Source organism: Legionella quateirensis, from assembly GCF_001467955.1.
GTDB lineage: Bacteria > Pseudomonadota > Gammaproteobacteria > Legionellales > Legionellaceae > Legionella > Legionella quateirensis.
The window spans coordinates 104832-124528 of record NZ_LNYR01000002.1 but is presented as its reverse complement, the minus strand read 5'-3'; the positions used below and the strand labels follow the sequence as shown (position 1 = coordinate 124528).

Here is a 19697-nt window from a genome sequence, read left to right as displayed (position 1 = left end):
CTCAAAGTAACCAAATTATGTTAATTTAATGTTACCGATGTGTCCGGACATTTATGTTACCTATGTTCCGGTCACACAGGGTGAGGGGGTTAAATTAATCGCGTAAGCGACTCCTTAAAATAAAAAGTGACACAAAGAATTGAGTTTCGATTAAATGAACAAAGACAGGTTATACCACAATTTTACTGTTCCGCTTCTTGACGAGGCTGTGGAACAAATCAATTTTAATTAAAAGTAACTAATCGCCTCTTATTTTATTTAAACAACCAACAATCTCCCCTCTCCACCGCGCGCAGCATGGGGGAGAGGGATCAAGGGTGAGGGGGGTAAATTAATCGCGTAAGCGACTCCTTAAAATAAAAAGTGATACAAAGAATTGAGTTTCGATTAAACGAGCAAAGACAGGTTATACCTCAATTTTACTGTTCCGCTTTTTGACAAGGCTGTGGAACATATCAATTTTAATTAATAGTAATTAATCGCCTCTTATTTTATTTAAACAACCAACAATCTCCCCTCTCCACCACGCGCAGCGTGGGGGAGAGGGATCAAGGGTGAGGGGGGTAAATTAATCGCGTAAGCGACTCATTAAAATAAAAAGTGATACAAAGAATTGAGTTTCGATGAAATGAGCAAAGACAGGTTATACCACAATCTTACTGTTCCGCTTCTTGACGAGGCTGTGGAACAAATCAATTTTAATTAATAGTAATTAATCGCTGCTTATTGTATCAAAACAACCAACAATCTCCCCTCTCCACCGCGCGCAGCGTGGGGGAGAGGGATCAAGGGTGAGGGGGTAAATTAATCGCGTAAGCGACTCATTAAAATGCAATCGCAATGATGCTGACATCATAATAAAAGTAATTATGTTATAGTAACTCCTTGAACAAACAGATCTGCCGGTTTTATCATGACCGAGTAAAAATCAATTTTAAACTCAATTTATCCACCACAAATTAGCAGCATTTAAAGGATTAAAATGGACGAAAGTAAAGAAATGAATGGTACTTCGATGTCGGCAGATCCCGTGTCAGAGGTATTAAAATGGATATTGCTAATTACTGCGATCCTTTGCTTTGTAGTAATTATTTGGGGAACTGTTAAAACCTATCAATTAGCTCCCCCACTCCCTCATCAGTTTCTCACTTCCTCTGGAACAATCCTCATGACCGACGAGGACATCGTTTCAGGAAAAGCCGGATTTCAAAAAGCCGATCTTATGGATTATGGCAGTCTCTATGGAATGGGGTCCTATTTTGGCGAAGACTTCACGTCACGTTATCTTTTAGAATTAGGTCGAAAAACTGAAAATAACATGGCCAATCTGCAATTTGGCAAATCATTTGCCGATTTGTCTGAAGGGGAACAATACACCACTCGCAAAGCCATGCAGAACACGCTTCAACACATTGATCTGTCTCAAAAAACGACAATTCTGCCTGAAGCTGTTGCCACTGCAATAACTCAGTTACAAAAAGATATTGCTGCCGAATTACTGAAACATAACCCCATCAAGGGATGGACAAAAGCGTACAGCCTGAATGAACACAGCGCGATACAGGTTGCTGATTTCCTTATTTACTCGTCCATGACCACCATCGCTCATCGTCCTGGTACAAATAGCTCCTACACCAATAACTGGCCTTATGAACCCACCATGGGCAATACCCCAACACCGTCGACCTTTTATTGGACCTGGGTTTCTTTTTGTTTTGTGTTCTTTGGTTTTGGTGTCATTCTGTACATCTATCATCGTTATCTTAACGATCCGGATACAGCAACCATGACCCCTGTTTTATTAGCATTTTCTTCATTAACATCCAGCCAGAGAAAAGTAGGTAAATATTTCCTCGTTGTCGCGGTGGTGTTATTAATTCAAATTGCAGTTGGCGTATTACTGGCACACTATTACACGGAACGAACCGGATTTTATGGAATCAATATCAACGACTACCTCCCGTTTAATTTCCTACGCGATGTGCACACCCAAACACCGATAGTCTGGATAGCTCTATCCTGGATCAGTTCCGCGGTATTTCTGGCACCTATTATTAGTGGTAAAGAGGCAAAATGGCAGGGTGTATTAGTCGATGTGTTATTTTGGGTGACCTTGTTTATTGTGGCTGGAGCCATAGTTGGTGATTATCTGGGTATCATGGGAGTTATTGATACCGCCTGGTTCTGGATTGGCAATCAGGGATTATCATACCTGCAACTGGGACGGCTCTGGCAAATTGGATTTTGCGCAGGACTCTTCCTATGGAGTTACATTGTCTTTCGGGGAATGTGGCCAACTTGGGATCGACTGAAAACGGCATCCATCCAATTTTGGACTGGAAAAATACAACTGGAACATTTGTTTTGGGCCAGTACCATAAATATTGCCGTTTTATACTGCTTTGGAATGATACCTTTAACCGGTATTGAAAAATCATTTACCATCACCGATTTTTGGCGATGGTGGGTAGTCCATCTCTGGGTTGAACAGTCCTTTGAGTTTTTTGCAGCCTGTGCCACAACCTATTTACTTATGGGAGTAGGTTTAGTCTCAAGACAGCTAGCCGAGCGCACGGTATTTTTTGAAGCGATTCTTATCTTTTTAGGTGGTGTCATTGGAACTGGCCATCATTGGTATTGGACTGGTGGTCCGGATATGTGGGTACCTTTAGGCTCCATGTTCTCCTTTATTGAAGTGTTGCCTATTGCTTTGCTGATCATTAACGCAATTCAGGAACAACAAAAAATCAAACGGCATAAGGATTTTAAACATCCTCTGGCTTATCTTTATATTCTGGGCGCTGCTTTTTGGAACTTTGTTGGCGCCGGGGTTTTTGGCGGAGGCACCTTAAACGCTCCCTTGGTCAATTATTATGAACACGGTACTTTTTTAACATTAAATCATGCCCATACCGCCTTATTTGGAGCCTTTGGGCTGCTTGCTCTGGGGATGGTCTATTTTTGCCTTCGCTACGCAGCTGGTGATAAGAACCAATGGAGTGATCGATTGGGAACATGGGCATTCTGGCTTTATAATCTCGGATTGGTTTTATGGATAACGCTGAATTTCTTCCCTATAGGCTGGCCACAATTACAGGCAGTCTATGAGCATGGACTCACTTATGCACGCAGCCTCGAGTTTTATGATACCACCCTGCTTTGGCAATGGTTACGCATACCGGGTGATGTTGTCTTTGCTCTGGCCGCTTTGCTCATGGCCTATGATTTTATGAACAAATTTCGATTGGCTTTTTTTAAAACGGCTCAAAAACCTATCATACAGTAATTGTTAACCTGGCTCAGGCGATCGCCTCATTTAACCACGATCACCTGAGCGAGAGCCTTGGCCGTCCATGTTGCCTCAAAAGAAATAAACCTTGCTTAAATGGGCTATAATGATTAAATATAAAGAAGCTAATAATACGCTTCATTCATCTTTTAAGATTAATGAATCTGAATTAATTTTTGGTCATTTATCAACGAGGTTCAGGATGCAAGGAACTCCCTGAATCAATAACAGTGCTTTTATCTGAATTGCCACTTCATTTAGATGAATGAGGAGTCATCTTAATGCTTATAGATAATGGTATTAATAGACAATTAAACCAAAGATTAATTATCGAATGCTATAAGGATCATTTTTTTCTTATACTTACCGATATTGCAGCTTCCGTACTTTTTTTAACAATATTATGGAATAGCGTAACCAATAGAACTATTTTGCTCCTCTGGTTTGTCTTAGAAATTATAATTAATGATGTTCTCAGGATAGGTGTTCTACTGGTTTATCATAATCAGCAAAAGCATTCGAAACCTCAAAATTGGAAGTTTTGGAACTTTTTTTACATAGCAACGTCCGCAATTTCCGGCATATTCTGGGCGCTGGGTGGATTGCTGTTCGTTTATGTAGACGATCCGGTGCACCGTTGTGTGATATTCCTTTTCATAATAGCCATTCTGTCAGCACCAGCTCTTAAAATGATCGCGATTAAATATGCATACATCGCATTTGAAGTGCCAATAGGTATTCTGCTTTTTTTAATATCAACCTCCATCACCCCATCGGTTAGCATGGAGTTATTCATTGGCGTAATCATTTTCCTCGCACTTTTAACTTATGGAGCTATATCCGCTCACAAAACCTTAAGAACCTCGATTTTGAAAACCCTTGAAAATAATCTCCTTATCGAGGAATTAAAACTCAGCGAAGACAATTTTCGTAACATTATAGAAAATGCCCCTATAGGAATGGCATTTTTATCTCTTGATGGCAAATATCTGGATGCCAATCGTAAGGTGCTTGATATTCTTGGTTACAGCAAGGAAGAATTAAAGCAATTAAGTTATCAGCAAATTACCCATCCTGATGATCTTGAAGATTCCCTGCATGCTGTTCATAAATTAATTAATGGAGAAATCTCCTCTGTTACCGTAGAAAAGAGATACATTCATAAAAATGGGAACATCATTACAGCCATTAGCAGCGGTACTATTTTAAATCAATCTAATGATATTAAAGTTTTTCTTACCCAGATAGTGGATATAAGCGATCGGGTAGCAAATGAACATAAAATCCTTGCTCTAAACAATAAAACCATTTCAACTCTGAATGAATTAACACTCCTTGAAAAAAATGAAAAGCTCGTCAATAAGTTAAATGGCATGCTGCAATTGTGCATCACCATGGATGAAACCTATCCAAGAATCAATCTGATTGCTCAAGAGCTTTTTTCAGGATTTAATGGAGCCCTATCGGTACTCAATAAAACCAACAACTCTTTAGAAACAGTTATCCAATGGGGAAATGATAAAATATTGAAAAACGTATTTTCACCAGAGGACTGTTTTTCCATTCGCGAAGGAAGCATCACTATTATTGATGATCCCAAAAGTTGGGTGGCTTGCTCTCATTACCTCACCACGCCAATTGGTGGCTATATGGTCTTGCCCTTATTTGTGCAAAATGAATTATTAGGAGTAATCCATTTAGCAGCACAATCCACCATACCGATTCCCAAACATCTTCAGGACACGGCACTTACTTTTAGCAATATGGTTAAAATCGCCTTATCGAATATTAAATTGCGTGAAACATTACGAGAACAGTCCTTACGCGATGCACTGACGGGTTTATACAATCGGCGCTATATCAATGAATATCTACCTAATGAACTTGCCAAAATCATGCGTACAAAAAGTACTCTGATTATCATCATGATGGATTTGGATGATTTTAAAAAATTTAACGACAATTATGGGCATGAAGCAGGTGATGAAGTCTTGAAATTAATTGGTCAAATCATCAATCAAAATTTTAGAGTCAGTGATACAGCCTGCCGTTTTGGTGGCGAAGAATTTTTAATAACAATGAGTCATTCCGAATTAGACACGTGCATCAAACGATTAAAAGAATTTCAGAAAACCATTAAAAGCAAATCCATATTTTTCAATAATCAAATTTTACCTTTTGTCACTATTTCTATAGGTGTTGCTGTAGCCCCTATGCATGGTTCCACCATGGATGAATTAATCCAAGCAGCAGACCACGCACTCTATACCGCTAAAAAATTAGGGAAAGACCGGGTTGAATTGTATGAGTCACCTGGATCTCACTCCTAATGAACTTGTCCCTGAGAGTTCCTCACTTTTTAAAAATGCACATAAATTAATTTTAATTTGCAATTTTTATAGGATCGTCATCCTCGCGAAAGCGGGGATCCATCCTAAAATTTAGCACAATGCCACATTGTTGCATGGGTCCCCGCCTTCGCGAGGATGACGTATAAAAAAGAGAGGCTCGTTCAGGGCTTGTCCACGCCATCCATCAGATCGATGGATACCGCGAACAAACCGAAGTACATGGGTCTTTATGGATAATGTACAAAATAAATTGTCAACAGACCCTAGTATAGCTCTATATCCAACAAGACCACAAAACTACGTCTATACTATTTTATATTAGACATTAACCATTTTTAATGTTCAATAAAGATGGTTCTCATTGCAAACCAAGTGACGTAATCGAATTCGCCGTATTGCACTGATGAGCTAGTCTGGTTTTAGATAAATCTGTTGTTGATTAGTTTGTATAGAGAATATTTTTCAGGGAGAGTAATGAATGAACACGCATAAACTGTTGGTCAATATTTTATCCATACTGATTGGATGCCTGTTCATGACGACACCAATACAGGCTGCTGAAGACATTAATGGCATGTCCCAATGCATGGTATTATGCAAAGGAGATAAAAACTGTGTCAATGGTTGTGTTTCTCAATATACTACCCGAGGCACTGCAAAAGATATTTTACAATGCCTGGCAGGTTGTGGTCTGGGAATTTCAACACAAAGTGATAACGCTACGCTAATGGAAACGATTAAAGCCTGTTGTCAGGGTTGCCTAAACTCCATGCATTAATCCTTATCACGATACCCAGTGCTTTTTACAAACATCCGTACTCATTATATGTCCATCATTCTAATTAAATGGCAATGAATAGGTACTGGAAGAACACACATCAGTGTGTGCACTATATCCATGGAACTGCTCCATTAGATCGGACAGATCATCCGTATTCATTAATTTAAATTTAAGAATTGTTCCTGTTATGTATTTAAATAATGAATTGACTACACACGCTACTGGTTCAGTTTTTCCTGAATAAAGAACCTCTAAATCTGTCATCGCACTCTCAATCGCATTCTCATAATGCTTTTTATCCGATTGAATTTCCAGGTCATCGAATAAAGGGACATAGTAATGGCGTTCATTCAGCATTGACTTATTTCTAGCCTGAAGCTTCCGGAGCTTTACACTGGCCACTTCATGATCGGGATAAATCACTAATGCCATCTTATAAAGCGACTCAACAGTTAATACAACTGCAATAAATTTCTTCATAGGAGAATCAGGATTGCGATCCAGTTCAAAAAACTCACCCATAATGGTTAGAAGATTGGCAAAAAGTCTTTTCTCTTGTCTGGGCTCAACTTCCAAACACTTGATGTTTTTCATCGCATGAATAAATGCCAACACTTTAGGATGTGATTCATTCAAATCATTTCGCTTCGGTTTATGTTCAAAACTTGTCGGGAAAAATGAAAGGCTCGATACGACATCAGAACCTTTTGAAACGGGTTCTATTGGAGCTTTCGCTGCATCCAAAACTGAAGATTCTGTATCTGCACTTGAGTCCAACGCAATAGATAAAGGAGGAACGGAGTCCAAATTCAATGGTTCCGAATCTGAACTTGAATCCAACGCTAAAGGTAACCAAGGAGCACTATCTCTATCAGAGTGTAAAACTAAACCGATATCCGCATTCACGCGATTATTCGAGCTCAAAGTGGATACATCAGAATGCTTCACCTGATTCCATTGAGTTAATGCCTGATCTTGATCTGTTATAAACTCAGAATCTGAATAAGGTACATGATCCGTATTTGTAACTCCTGACGTTTTCGAATCCCCGGGATTGCGCCCCCGTTTGTACGTTTGTTCAGATAAACTGGGTATTTCAGGGAAGGAATCTGATGAAAAAAACACTGTTTGAATGGGTGTAGAGCTTATTCTCGTTCTTTTGGGTAGCACAGGTAAAGGCGTACTTCTAAAAGCGGTCTGCATTTTGAGGCTTAAGAAGATGGCTCTTTTTTGCCAAGGTTGTCCTTTTTCAAATAATCGCCTTACTTCATTAGAATGATTCGATGCCTGTTTTAAATAATGGTTCGCAATGAATTTCAAAGCAGGAGCCAGAACATTAAATTGTTCTGTATCATCTGATTGGTCAATAGATTCATTAAGAAAGTGTTTCACTCCAGATGGTGTATTGTTCTGAGCCAATAAAGCAATTTGGGATTCGGGATATAAACGGCTGAATTCAGCACAACCAATACTGTATAATTTATCCACCAACTGGTTAACGCGCTCTGGGTTTCTGACAATCAGCTGAGCAGCACTTCTCAACTGGTGTTGCTCTACACTATTCTCGTGAATTTCAGATGAACTGGATGATGATGCGTGCGCAGTCTCTCTACGTGTTTGTTGATGAGAATTTCGGCTGACTGAAAATGAAATCGGAGTTGAAGACGATGATGAGCTTCCTTGTCGAGAAATATGGGCTGATAGTGCAACAAGTTTTGTAAAATCTGAAATTACCTTTTCATTAGCAGCACTTCGCTCGGTTAAAGAGGCTATAATCTCTTGTCCTTGTGCAATTAACTGAGTATTTGAAACACCATGCAAGTGTACATCAACTAATAGCGCGTAACTTATTAACTCAAGTTGCGTAACAGGATCATCCTGAAACCCATTTAGAAGTTGATACTGTTCCAGATGTTTCTTCATATTAATTAACAGGGCTTCTTGGAAATCCGCATCTTTTTTAAAATAATAAAGCTGCTCAAGAAGATTTAAATACCCACAATGCATTTCGATACCAGCTGACTCAGGCAGCCTGGATTTAATATCGATAGCCAACTTCATTGCAGTGCACGACTGATTTAACAAAGTCTCATAATTAGGATGAGAACTATTTACCTCATCGGCTGTAGCTGACCATAAATCACTCAACAGCTCCAGACTTTCAGTTAATAATGTGTAAACAATGATTATTTGTTTTGGCTTTGTTTTGCACTTTTTCTCCTCACAAATAAACTCCCAGGATTCATTCATTGCGAGATACCTGTGATTAATTGTGGTCAGAAGAGAGCTATAAAAAGATAAAGTCTTTAGCAGATTTTCAGTAGTAACAGTCTTACTGCCCATAACAAATTGATTTAGTGTCCGACTTTGAGTATTCAGAACATCTGATAAAGCATAAGCGTACTGGTCACAAAAAACTTTGGAAGTCAAAATTTCGGGGTCTTTTGCTATTTTGGACTCAAGAACATTTAATCCCAACACATAACATGCTAACGCTTTGTTATATTCTTTCTTATTATAATGACGATCACCTCTAATGTGATGTACACTGCCAATGTAATTTTTCATTGCTTCTCCAATAACGACTGAGTGACTCATGCTAAAGCGTTATCAACGTGGATTTATTTAAAACGGCACAAAGATAGAACTCAAAACATGATTAAAGTCATTAGTGTATAAAAACAATCTTGATTATTTATTAAGAAAGAACGTTAATTTTTAATAGCAACTATTAAAATTTAATATGCCTGATCATGAGATTTAATAAAGATAAATACGTCAAGGATGCGGACTCTCATAAGGATCTTCTTCTTCGAGCTTTTTATCCAGGCCATGAGCTTTAATTTCCCCTTCAGTATCAATTGGCCCCAAATTAGCTTCAAGATTTTTCTTAATTTCAAGAGGCATGTCATTAGGATCATAAGTAGTTTCTATACTGTCCTGAATTCGGTCTTCTCTTAGTTCACTTGCTTCTAAAGAAGGAACACTTGTTTTGATCTGTTTTTTATAGAGCTGAGAGGGATAATCCGGTTTAGACATGATGGAACAACCTAAGAAATAGCTTCCTGTTTAAATTATAGACTATCTCAGCTGTTCCATGTCCTTTCAGGTCTAATCTCCAGCGCGCAAAATTGCTTGTCCAAATCAAGCCTTTATGTTAAAATTTTGAACTCAAAGAATGCAAAGGAAGCAATAAAGTTGTAAGGGGAACAAATGATACCCTCATCTCAAATTCTCGCATTACTTAGAAAAAACCATTCTCAGATATTACTCCATCCCACAGTAACAGTGAACAATTTTGGTTCAAATCTATTGCACCAAGCAGCAAATTATCCAGAAGTATTGCAACACCATCTAAATAACCTAACCCCGACAGAACAATACAGTTTAATCACAAAAAAAAATCAAATAGGGAATACCCTTTTACATACTGCTGCGATGAACGTATCTTCATTAAAAATAGCTCTTTCTCTCTATCCAGCCAATCAGCAATTAGACGCATTAGAAGAAAAAAATGAGCATGGTAATAACGTGGTGCACCTGGCTACCTCCTACCCTGACTCTTTGGATGCTATTGTAAATCTCTACCCAAAAGAACGATGTCTTACAGTCTTGCAAGAAGTTAATAATGATGGGGATACTGCTTTGCATCTGGCAACATCAAATCCTGCCTCTCTCCGTATGTTGTTACCCTTATATCCTCAAGAAGGATTATTAGGCGCTTTAATGCAAAAAAATAAAAATGAAGACAATGTATTAGATCGGGCATGCAATAGCAGCCCAGAGGCGCTAAAAATTCTTCTTGATTCACTATCAGATGAGGATAAATTATCCATTATCAATGAAACGAACAGATACGGATACACTAAGTTGCAATGGTCAATCCACAATCAACACAATCTAAAAGTTTTTTTACACGCTTTACCAGAATCTTCTCGTCTTTCATTAGTACTTGAAGAAGATCAAAAAGGTAGAAGTCTTTTGGATCGAGCAATGAATCATCCATCCTTGCTGTTAATTATTTTACAAGGATTTCCTGAAATAGCTCCTCATCTACCTCATGACACAGAGACACTATTCACAATAAATAATGTGCCTTTTCTCAAGCATCTCTTACAATGCGTCGATCACATAAGACAACTTAAAAATTATGCGACGCATTTGGTTAATTATTCAGATAATGAACTTGATCGTACAGAAGGTATAAAGGCCATCAATTTGGCTGAACACTTAAATCGTTCAATTAATAACTTCATTAAAGCGAAAATAAATTCCGATCGAGACATGGAACACCAAGCCCAAATAGCATTTAAAATCAGCATCCAAAAAGGTTACAATGACATGAATGTCCATAGAAAGATTTGGAAACCACTTTTATCAAATCTTATCATTGCCGCTACTGGCATCGGTATATTGCTTATAATTGGCAATTTTATAGTCACGGGGCATGTTTTTTTTAGTCAAACCCAAAGGCAAAAAAGAATTGATGAAATTAAAAATAACTTTAATGTCATTGAGAATTGTACTATTCCACGTGCAGTCGCATAAACTGGACTGACAAACATGCCTTTGCAGTTGATTTCAAAAACCCCAAAAACCGCAGTTTTTTGAGCGCCTTATCTTCCCGAACGAATCTCAAATAATGCGCTCTCTTTTTCATAATCCTGGCCGTCACTTGCAGTACCGTTTCCAAAAAAGTGAGATCGGGTTCGCGCTGCAAGTATGGCTGAATCCTTAGTATTCGAACTTGAATTAATTCCACTCATAATGTATAACAAATTATCCGAACTAAAATTATTCATAGTAATATAACTCGATTCATCTAAATCATAATCAGTCAGCATTGTCCCTGGAACCAGTTGTGTAACAAAATGCTCCGAATAGAGATTAACAATGTTTAATGAAATCACCTGTTGATAAGTCTCGAAGGGGACTTGTTCCAATAACGCATCTCGTCCCTCATACAGAAGCTGGATTAAATCGCAAACACTTGCAGTTGGCTCTATATCCAAGGTTATGGTCTCATTACATCCATTTTTATAAATTCCCAGTTTCATTTGCTGACCTTTCATTTCAAAATAATTGACATGTTATTAACCATTAATACATATTAACTCGCTATAAATCAATACATCAATTATCAATAAATTCAGTAATTAAGCTTGAATGCAGTCACAATTTTTCACCAATTCCAACGGGTTTAAGCAGCGTCTTAAGGACATCGGGTTGCAATCAACATAAAATTAGCTACAGTAAAGAGTAGGACTCAATAAATCAACGGAGTACAAAATGAAAAAGGCAATGTTATCCCTGCTCTCAGTTTTTATGTTAGGTTCATTTATCAATCTGGCTTTTGCTGACGATGCCGGTCCAAAACAACTAACCGGAACTCCCAGCGAACAAATTCAACAATTAAATTCACAATTACAAGCACAATTACAGCAAATTCAAACCACTCAAAAGCAGCAAATAGATACTTTGAACTCTCAATTACAAAATCAAATCAAAGAAATGCAAACGCAATTACAAGATCAAATTCAAAAAGTAAACGCTCAGACCCAGGACCAGATGCAAAAAATACAGACTACACTGCAGGATCAAATCAAGCAGGTACAACAACAATTAATTGATAGCAAAAAATAGGGCACATTAACATATTATCTCCACCTAGGTACCCGACTTTTTACTGAACAAGTCGCTCATTTGATGCGTCATCCTTCGCTATTGCCTATCCCCCTCCGCTATTGCCTATCCCCCTCCGCTATTGCCTATCCCCCTCCGCTATTCCCCGTCACCCTCCGCTATTCCCCGACACCCTTCGCTATTCCCCGCCACCCTCCGCTATTCCCCGACACCCTCCACTATTCCCCGTCACCCTCCGCTATTCCCCGTCACCCTCCGCTATTCCCCATCACCCTCCGCTATTCCCCGTCATCCTCCGCTATTCCCCGTCACCCTCCGCTATTCCCCGTCACCCTTCGCTATTCCCCGTCACCCTCCACTATTCCCCGTCACCCTTCGCTATTCCCCGTCACCCTCCGCTATTCCCCGCCACCCTTCGCTATTCCCCGCCACCCTTCGCTATTCCCCGCCACCCTTCGCTATTCCCCGCCACCCTTCGCGCAGGCGGAGGGTCCATATAGGGTAAGTCCGATACCGGAAAACCATAGATAAAATATCCATAGGGGTACATCGCAACTTATAAAAGAGTGAATGTTATATTCTGGTATAACATTAAATCTCATGAAAGGGCTTAGAGAATACGCGAATCATGTGATTATAAAAAATAATAAAGAATGGACCCTCCGCCTGCGCGGAGGGTGACGGGGAATAGCGGAGGGTGGCGGGGAATAGCGGAGGGGGATGGGGAATAGCGATGGATGAGGATCGGATAAATTGTCCCGATTAGGATAAATCAATGTGCATTTTTTAATAGTAAAGAGCCCTCGGAGCTTGTCTACGGTATTCTGGGATCTTCTAAATGGCACACCGTGTTTCTCAACGATCCGCACTTTTTAAACGTCATCCTCGCGCAAGCGGGGATCCAGGCCATAACTGGCTTGGTGCTAGGATTTATTGATAATTCATCAAATTTGTTCCAACGTCGCGGGGCGTCGAACTCTGAATTGTCAACAGACCCTGGATCAATTGCCAATAAATGGTATATTACTCCCCAGGTAAATTCGCGTTATCAGTAAACAGGATCAAGTGTGTACCCACTGCAGTCCACACCGTCTTTAAGTTGATACTCATCATCACTCAATCAGATAGCCAAGTGTGGAGCAATTCTCAACTTAATGACAATGACTCTTGTCCGGTGACAATTTATTAACCCCCTAAAATAAGGATTTGTTATGTGGGTCAAAATTCGTAATACTCTGGGACCTCTGCTTCTCACTCTTTTATGCCCTCCCTTTGTTATGCTCATGTGGTATACCAATACTCAACTGGATGGTTCATTTACCAATTTATGGAGCATGATGAGTCAAACAGGTGTGCTTTCAACTGTGTACACCATTTGGCAACCGCTCTTCTGGGGATCGAGTACAGCCTGGATTATTATTGGAAGTTTTGTTGTATTTGAACTTGTCTTAATGCGCATACTGCCTGGAAAAACATTCTATGGGCCCATTACACCTAAAGGAAATGTTCCAGTCTACAAAGCTAACGGAGTTTTAGCCTTTGTTACCAGCATTGCCACATTCTCAATTGCCAGTTTTGGATTGAAATTATTCCCGGCCACGATACTCTACGATAATCTGGGCAGCCTGTTTGCAGCACTCAATATATTCAGTCTGCTTTTTTGTGTCTTATTGTATATCAAAGGAAGATTCGCACCCTCATCTTCTGATGCCAGTACAACCAATAACCTTATTTTTGATTATTATTGGGGCACAGAACTCTATCCTCAATTCCTAGGCTGGAGTATTAAAAAATTCATCACCTGCAGATTTGGAATGATGAGTTGGGGAATATTACTGCTTTCTTACTGCGCAAAACAGGCTGAACTGGGTGGATTAACCAATTCGCTTTTAATATCCGTCGCATTACAATTGATATACATAGCCAAATTTTTCGCATGGGAAACGGGTTACTTACGTTCGCTGGATATCATGCATGACCGGGCGGGCTTCTATATTTGTTGGGGTTGCATGGTCTGGGTACCCTGCATTTACACCTCACCCAGTATGTACCTCGTTCTTCATCCAATTAATTTAAGCTACGGATGGGCAAGCCTGATTTTTGTCCTGGGAACAACCTGCATAATGATTAACTATCTGGCCGACAAACAGCGAATTATCGCCAGAGAAACTCAGGGAAATTGTCGAATCTGGGGTAGGAAGCCAAAAACTCTGGAAGCACATTATAAAACCGAACTTGGCAAGGCCGAAAAAACCTTGCTTCTCGCCTCAGGTTGGTGGGGTATAGCGCGACACTTTCACTACGTGCCTGAAATTGCAGCGGCATTTTTCTGGTCTGTTCCTGCGCTGTTCACCAACTTATCACCCTATTTCTATGTTTGCTTCTTAACGATATTGCTCATAGACAGAGCCTTTCGCGATGACAAACGATGTTCCCAAAAATACGGTGAGGATTGGGTCAAATATTGTGATCTGGTTCCCTATAAAATAGTTCCATTAATACTTTAAAGTAAGTTAACAATTCATTCCCAACGTCCTGCGAACACATCGCGGGACGTCATAATCAAAATTATCAATGAACCCTAATCTCATGAAATTAAAGTAAAAATATTTTTTCATGCCACGTGTATTTTTTAATGTCATATTTTCTGATACAGTCACATATCTTTTTTAGTTAACTATAAGGTCAAGGAATGATGAAAAAGATTTTTGTTCTACTTCTGTGTCTATTTAGTGTTTCCGGATTTACTTGTTCTAACGCTCTGCCAACTGACCATCCAAGTTTTTGTGCTTCATTCAAATCTGTAGCAACCTGTTATTGTACCTCTTCTGGTCTTCCTGCAGGTATGTGTCAAGATATGAACGCTTTATACAATCGGATGTTAAGTACTTTTGGTTCATTACAAAAAGCCTGTGAATATCAACGTTATACCAGCACCCAGGATTGCATGGATAATTGGAATTGTTATCTGTTTGGTGGTGTGGATTCACGTGGCAGATTATGCAGCTCTACTCGTAAAGCCTGTCAATAACCCATTTAGCTAAGAGTACTCTATTGTGTTTAAAAAACAGTTCCCGTTTGTTCTGATTGTACCGTTAATTTTTGTAACTTTAAGTTGTTATGCTGGCTCAATGGGAACTGTTCAAAACCACCATCCATTTTATGTTGGCGCCTTAGGAGGCTTCGGCTCCACTACCTGGAAGGGATTGGTTCCTTCTACCAAAAATCAAAACATGGCTCTGATTCTGTCCACACCAATTGAAGTTAGCGAAGGGGGCAATTTATGGGGGCTTCTTGCTGGCTATGAATTGAGTCCATATTTTTCAATCGAAGCAAATTATATGCACTACCCTGATGCCAAAATCTATTTTGACGCCATGAGTTTATTCAGTTTTAACAATGATGGCCTTCGTGAATTTACTACTGAAACAGAAACCGTCAATCTCATGGGGAAAATAATGCTCATCCTCCCCAATTCCAATATTAGAGTTTATTCAAGCGCCGGAATTGCCGATGTACATAGAGATGATCTTCTTGTTAATCAATGGCTCCTGAGTCCTACATTTGGCGCGGGTATAAATTATCGTGCAACGGAGCATTTCATGGCTGAGTTGGGAGCAAATTACACTGCTGGATTTGGTGAGTCTCAATTAGAACCAACTAGTTCTTATATTCCCTTTCTTTATTCCGTAACTCTGCGCATGGCTTATTTTTTTTAGACAGCAAGAAATCCGGTTTCTAAGTTTTTTTGTAACTTGTTAGGGTGTGTTGACTATTCCGATTTCGACGTCCTGCGACTTCTTCCTGAGAGATCCTCTCTTTTTAAAAATGCATATAAGTTAATCCTAATTTGCAATTTTTATAAGATCGTCATCCTCGCGAAGGCGGGGATCCACCCTAAAATTTAGCACAATGCCACATTGTAGCATGGATCCCCGCCTTCGCGAGGATGACGTATAAAAAGTAAAGATCATTCAGGAACAAGCAGCGGAATGTTGGGAATAAATTGATGAATTGTAAACACACCCCAGTATATCCTGGAGTTTCCTCATCCTGAACACAGTGCCGAGGTATCCCCTCATCATTCTAGCGGGGATAATTATCTACTATCCAGTATCAACATTCGTCTTTGCGAGCAACGCGAAGCAATCCAGAACCCATTTCCAATAAGGTTCCGTTGTGGATTGCTTCGCGTTGCTCGCAAAGACGTGATTTTATAGAATCATTACGACTTAAATAAATACATTTTCGCTTTTATCAATGATGAGAAAATTACTCAAAACTTAGTGAAAGAGATCCAAATGCAGGCACAGCGCCACATCCAGGAGGTCCCTCATTGCATTTGGAATGACGTTCTCCGGAGTTATGATGACGTTTCCCCGAGGTTATGACGTCATCCTGAGTGGTTTTGATGTCATCCCGAGTGAAACGTCTCCATTAAACCAATCATCCTCGGCATATACCCCAAGCAATTTGATCGATTTAATACTAAAATGAATAATAATTAATCACCTGAATCAGCCAGGACGGTTTATTCATGCAAGAAACCAAATTTTACCGATTAGGAACATTCATTTATCACTATCGTTGGGTGATCGTCGTAGTATGGATGGTTCTTTTTTTATCCTGTCTTCCCCTTCTGCCCAATATTATCAGTCCCTTTAAAACCACCGGTTTTATTGATGAACACTCAGAAAGCGCCAAAACAGAACAGTTTATGAATGACAAACTGGGCTATAACAATAAAAATAAATTCCTGATCATGTATCACAGTACAAATCTTTTAGCCACAAGTCAGCTCTATAAAAACAAGATCAAAGCATCATTGGAAGATCTCGACAATTTTCCCGTAGATCTTGAAATAATCTATCCGGAAAACAACAAAAACCAAATTTCAAAAGACAAACATACCTGTTACGTTGTGGTCATCATAAAAAATAAAGAAGTCATCAATAATCATTTACTGGAACAATTTAAATCATCAATAAAAACTCCATCTAAAATGACCATGTATCTCGGTGGTGAACCACTCTTTGTAGAAAGCGTGAATAAACAAACCCAATCGGATCTCTATAGAGCTGATTTTATCGCCACTCCATTAGCGATTGTTATTCTGATTCTTGTATTTGGTTCTCTGGTTGCAGCATTGATTCCCATTATCCTGGGTGGAGGATGCGCGTTGATTATACTGACCACCCTCTATTTTTTTGGCCATCTGTTTACTCTTTCCATTTTCACCTTAAATATCGCGTTACTACTGGGGCTTTGCCTTAGTCTTGATTATTCATTGTTTATAATTTACCGTTTTCGTGATGAACTGGATAAAAATCAGAATGTTGTCGAAGCCATTGCAGTAACGCAGGCAACCGCAGGAAAAGCCATATTTTTTAGTGGATTGGCAGTTTTTGCCAGCCTGAGCGCTTTATTATTATTTCCGGTCAATATACTCTTTTCAGTTGCTGTCGGAGGGCTTACTGCCGTTTTTATTGCGGCTTTAACTGCCATTATTATATTACCCGCAATTCTCTCTCTGTTAAAAACCAACATCAATCGAATTCCAGTAACACTCTCGAAAAAAAATAAAGAACACCGCTTTAGTTTCTGGCACTGGATCGCGGAAAAAATTGTCAGACGGCCTCATGTGACCTTTATTATTATTCTTATCTTTTTGTTATCATTGGGTTATCCCTTCTTATCGGCAAAATTTGGAGTCTCGGATTTTCATATTCTTCCCGAACATTCAAAACACAGAGATTTTTATGATACCTATGCAAAACAATTTAATATTAATGAACTCAGTCCCATTCTCGTTTTAATTCAATCGAAACCCAGCCCTGTACTGTCCCCCAAAAATATCGCACGCTTATATGATTTGGCACAAAGATTAAATGATAACTCTTTAATCAAAAAAGTAATCAGCATCGTTACAACCAGTTCAAAGCTCAATAAAAATCAATATTATCAGTTATATCATCAACCGAAACAGGATATGAACACGGACATTAAAAAGATGCTGGATACAACGACACGCCAATATCTAACCATCATGACCATAATCAGCAAGTACTCCATCAACTCACCTCAAACGAAAACCCTGGTTGAAGAACTACGTAACACCCCGGTTGGCTATGGAATGACGATGCAATTAACCGGTACCCCTGTTATAAATATCGATGTTCTGAATACAATTTCTCGATTACTGCCCTACGCCATTTTATGGATTATGGTACTGACCTACCTTATATTACTTGTTTTACTTCGTTCTTTGTTTCTGCCATTAAAAGCACTTATCATGAACATTCTAAGCCTTAGTGCCTGTTATGGAGCGTTGGTGCTTGTTTTTCAGGACGGTTATTTACATCAACTGCTGGATTTTCAGCCTCAAGGCATGTTGGATATCAGCTTACTGGTTATCATTTTTTGCGCTTTATTTGGTTTCTCTATAGATTATGAGGTCTTTTTATTATCCCGTATAAAAGAAGCCTATGAAGAAACGGGAGATAATGAAAAAAGTATTGTTTTTGGTATAGAAAAAAGCAGTCGTATTATCACCAGTGCCGCGATCATCGTTATTTTTATTTGTATTTCATTCCTGGTCGCGCACGTATTAATGGTCAAAGCCTTTGGTCTTGGTATTGCTGTGGCAGTATTTGTCGATGCATTTTTAATACGTACAGCCCTGGTGCCGGCGACCATGACTTTATTCAAAAGCTGGAATTGGTATTTACCCAAATGGTTAGATAGAATCCTGCCAAAATTATAATGCTTCTCCCGGAATAATTCATTTAATACTCAGATCTGTTTTTTAGTAGAACAATTAAACTATACTTCTCCGTTTTATAGCTTTAGGAGGATTAATATGAGTTTTCGCGATTTTTTAACGGCACGGAGTAATTATCTGATTGATTGGAACAGGCCTGGGAGTTTATTTTTTGGAAGACATCGTTATTCACTTCAAGAAAAAATAGAGCGTGGTTTTGTCATTACCAGCACTGCAGTGATGGGTTTTTTAACCTGGAACGCATCAGAACAGGGAGGATTTTTACCCTTCGCGTTCGGCGCCTCTCTAGGCTTTCTTATATCCCATACAATTACTATGTCGCCTCTAATTTATAAACGAATAAAGGCGCAATGGAGCTGTAATGATCTGATCACTCAAATCAATCAAAAAATAACGCAACAAGAACCGGATTTCATTACTTTGGTACAATCTGTATGTGATGACGTTTTAAAGTCTACAAACAGCGCTGGCCCTTCTGCAACCTGGGGACGAAGAAAACGTCTATTAGAAACTCTTCTGGAATGGTTAAATACTGAAGAAAAAATGGATACTGTGACTGAAACTCTTAAAAAAACAGATATTATCGACCTGCTTGATAAAAGAGAGATTAACTCCAGTTCAGCCAATCATTTCAATAAAACAGCCTAAGTGACGCAGGATTTAAAAAATGAGTCTCATAAAATAATAATTTTATGAGATTCATCAATTGATTCTCAACGCCCCGCAACGTGTGCCTGAGAACGCCTCACTGTTAATACGTCATCCGCACGAAATGTTCAGTGATCCTGAGCATTTATTGAAGCATTTTTAGAGCTTGATTGATTCACACCAACTAAAATATCGTCATCCTCG

The 19697-nt window shown here is 39.1% G+C and carries 13 protein-coding genes; 10 read left to right on the top strand and 3 right to left on the bottom strand.

What is annotated here, in order from left to right; all coding sequences use genetic code 11:
* The first annotated feature begins 982 nt into the window (after nt 1-982).
* From Lqua_RS01490 to Lqua_RS01480, 3 genes are all read left to right on the top strand, one after another.
* Nucleotides 983-3286, top strand: a complete 2304-nt coding sequence (locus tag Lqua_RS01490; protein ID WP_058472548.1) for a nitric-oxide reductase large subunit — start codon at nt 983-985, stop codon at nt 3284-3286.
* A 284-nt stretch (nt 3287-3570) separates the two neighbouring features.
* On the top strand, nt 3571-5619 hold the full coding sequence (locus Lqua_RS01485; protein ID WP_058472547.1) for a GGDEF domain-containing protein: 2049 nt from the start codon (nt 3571-3573) through the stop codon (nt 5617-5619).
* A gap of 499 nt (nt 5620-6118) precedes the next feature.
* Entirely contained in the window at nt 6119-6418 is a 300-nt protein-coding gene (locus Lqua_RS01480) for a hypothetical protein (protein WP_058472546.1), read from the top strand.
* 60 nt (nt 6419-6478) lie between these two features.
* On the opposite strand, the gene Lqua_RS01475 is transcribed toward Lqua_RS01480, so the two are convergent.
* Nucleotides 6479-8989: a hypothetical protein gene (locus Lqua_RS01475; RefSeq protein WP_058472545.1), complete on the bottom strand. Its 2511-nt coding sequence runs from the start codon at nt 8987-8989 to the stop codon at nt 6479-6481.
* 210 nt (nt 8990-9199) lie between these two features.
* Nucleotides 9200-9460, bottom strand: coding sequence for a hypothetical protein (locus Lqua_RS01470; RefSeq protein ID WP_058472544.1), 261 nt, complete (start codon nt 9458-9460; stop codon nt 9200-9202).
* Between the two features lie 174 nt (nt 9461-9634).
* On the opposite strand from Lqua_RS01470, the gene Lqua_RS01465 reads away from it, so the two are divergent.
* A complete protein-coding gene (locus Lqua_RS01465; protein ID WP_058472543.1) occupies nt 9635-10969 on the top strand; it encodes an ankyrin repeat domain-containing protein in 1335 nt (444 codons plus the stop codon).
* A gap of 68 nt (nt 10970-11037) precedes the next feature.
* Here the strand turns inward: Lqua_RS01465 and Lqua_RS01460 are convergent, their stop codons facing one another.
* A complete protein-coding gene (locus Lqua_RS01460) occupies nt 11038-11478 on the bottom strand; it encodes a hypothetical protein (protein WP_133141087.1) in 441 nt (146 codons plus the stop codon).
* A gap of 232 nt (nt 11479-11710) precedes the next feature.
* Between Lqua_RS01460 and Lqua_RS01455 the strand changes: the two genes are divergently transcribed.
* From Lqua_RS01455 to Lqua_RS01430, 6 genes are all read left to right on the top strand, one after another.
* Complete coding sequence (locus tag Lqua_RS01455) at nt 11711-12064, top strand: hypothetical protein (protein ID WP_058472541.1); 354 nt, start codon at nt 11711-11713, stop codon at nt 12062-12064.
* A 1211-nt stretch (nt 12065-13275) separates the two neighbouring features.
* Entirely contained in the window at nt 13276-14571 is a 1296-nt protein-coding gene (locus tag Lqua_RS01450; RefSeq protein ID WP_058472540.1) for a phosphatidylethanolamine N-methyltransferase family domain-containing protein, read from the top strand.
* Between the two features lie 185 nt (nt 14572-14756).
* Nucleotides 14757-15095 carry a hypothetical protein gene (locus Lqua_RS01445; protein ID WP_058472539.1) on the top strand — a complete coding sequence of 113 codons (339 nt, stop codon included), beginning with the start codon at nt 14757-14759 and terminating at the stop codon, nt 15093-15095.
* A gap of 25 nt (nt 15096-15120) precedes the next feature.
* Nucleotides 15121-15783, top strand: a complete 663-nt coding sequence (locus Lqua_RS01440; RefSeq protein ID WP_058472538.1) for an outer membrane beta-barrel protein — start codon at nt 15121-15123, stop codon at nt 15781-15783.
* 818 nt (nt 15784-16601) lie between these two features.
* Complete coding sequence (locus Lqua_RS01435; protein WP_058472537.1) at nt 16602-18827, top strand: MMPL family transporter; 2226 nt, start codon at nt 16602-16604, stop codon at nt 18825-18827.
* A gap of 96 nt (nt 18828-18923) precedes the next feature.
* On the top strand, nt 18924-19493 hold the full coding sequence (locus Lqua_RS01430) for a hypothetical protein (RefSeq protein ID WP_058472536.1): 570 nt from the start codon (nt 18924-18926) through the stop codon (nt 19491-19493).
* Nucleotides 19494-19697: the final 204 nt, after the last annotated feature.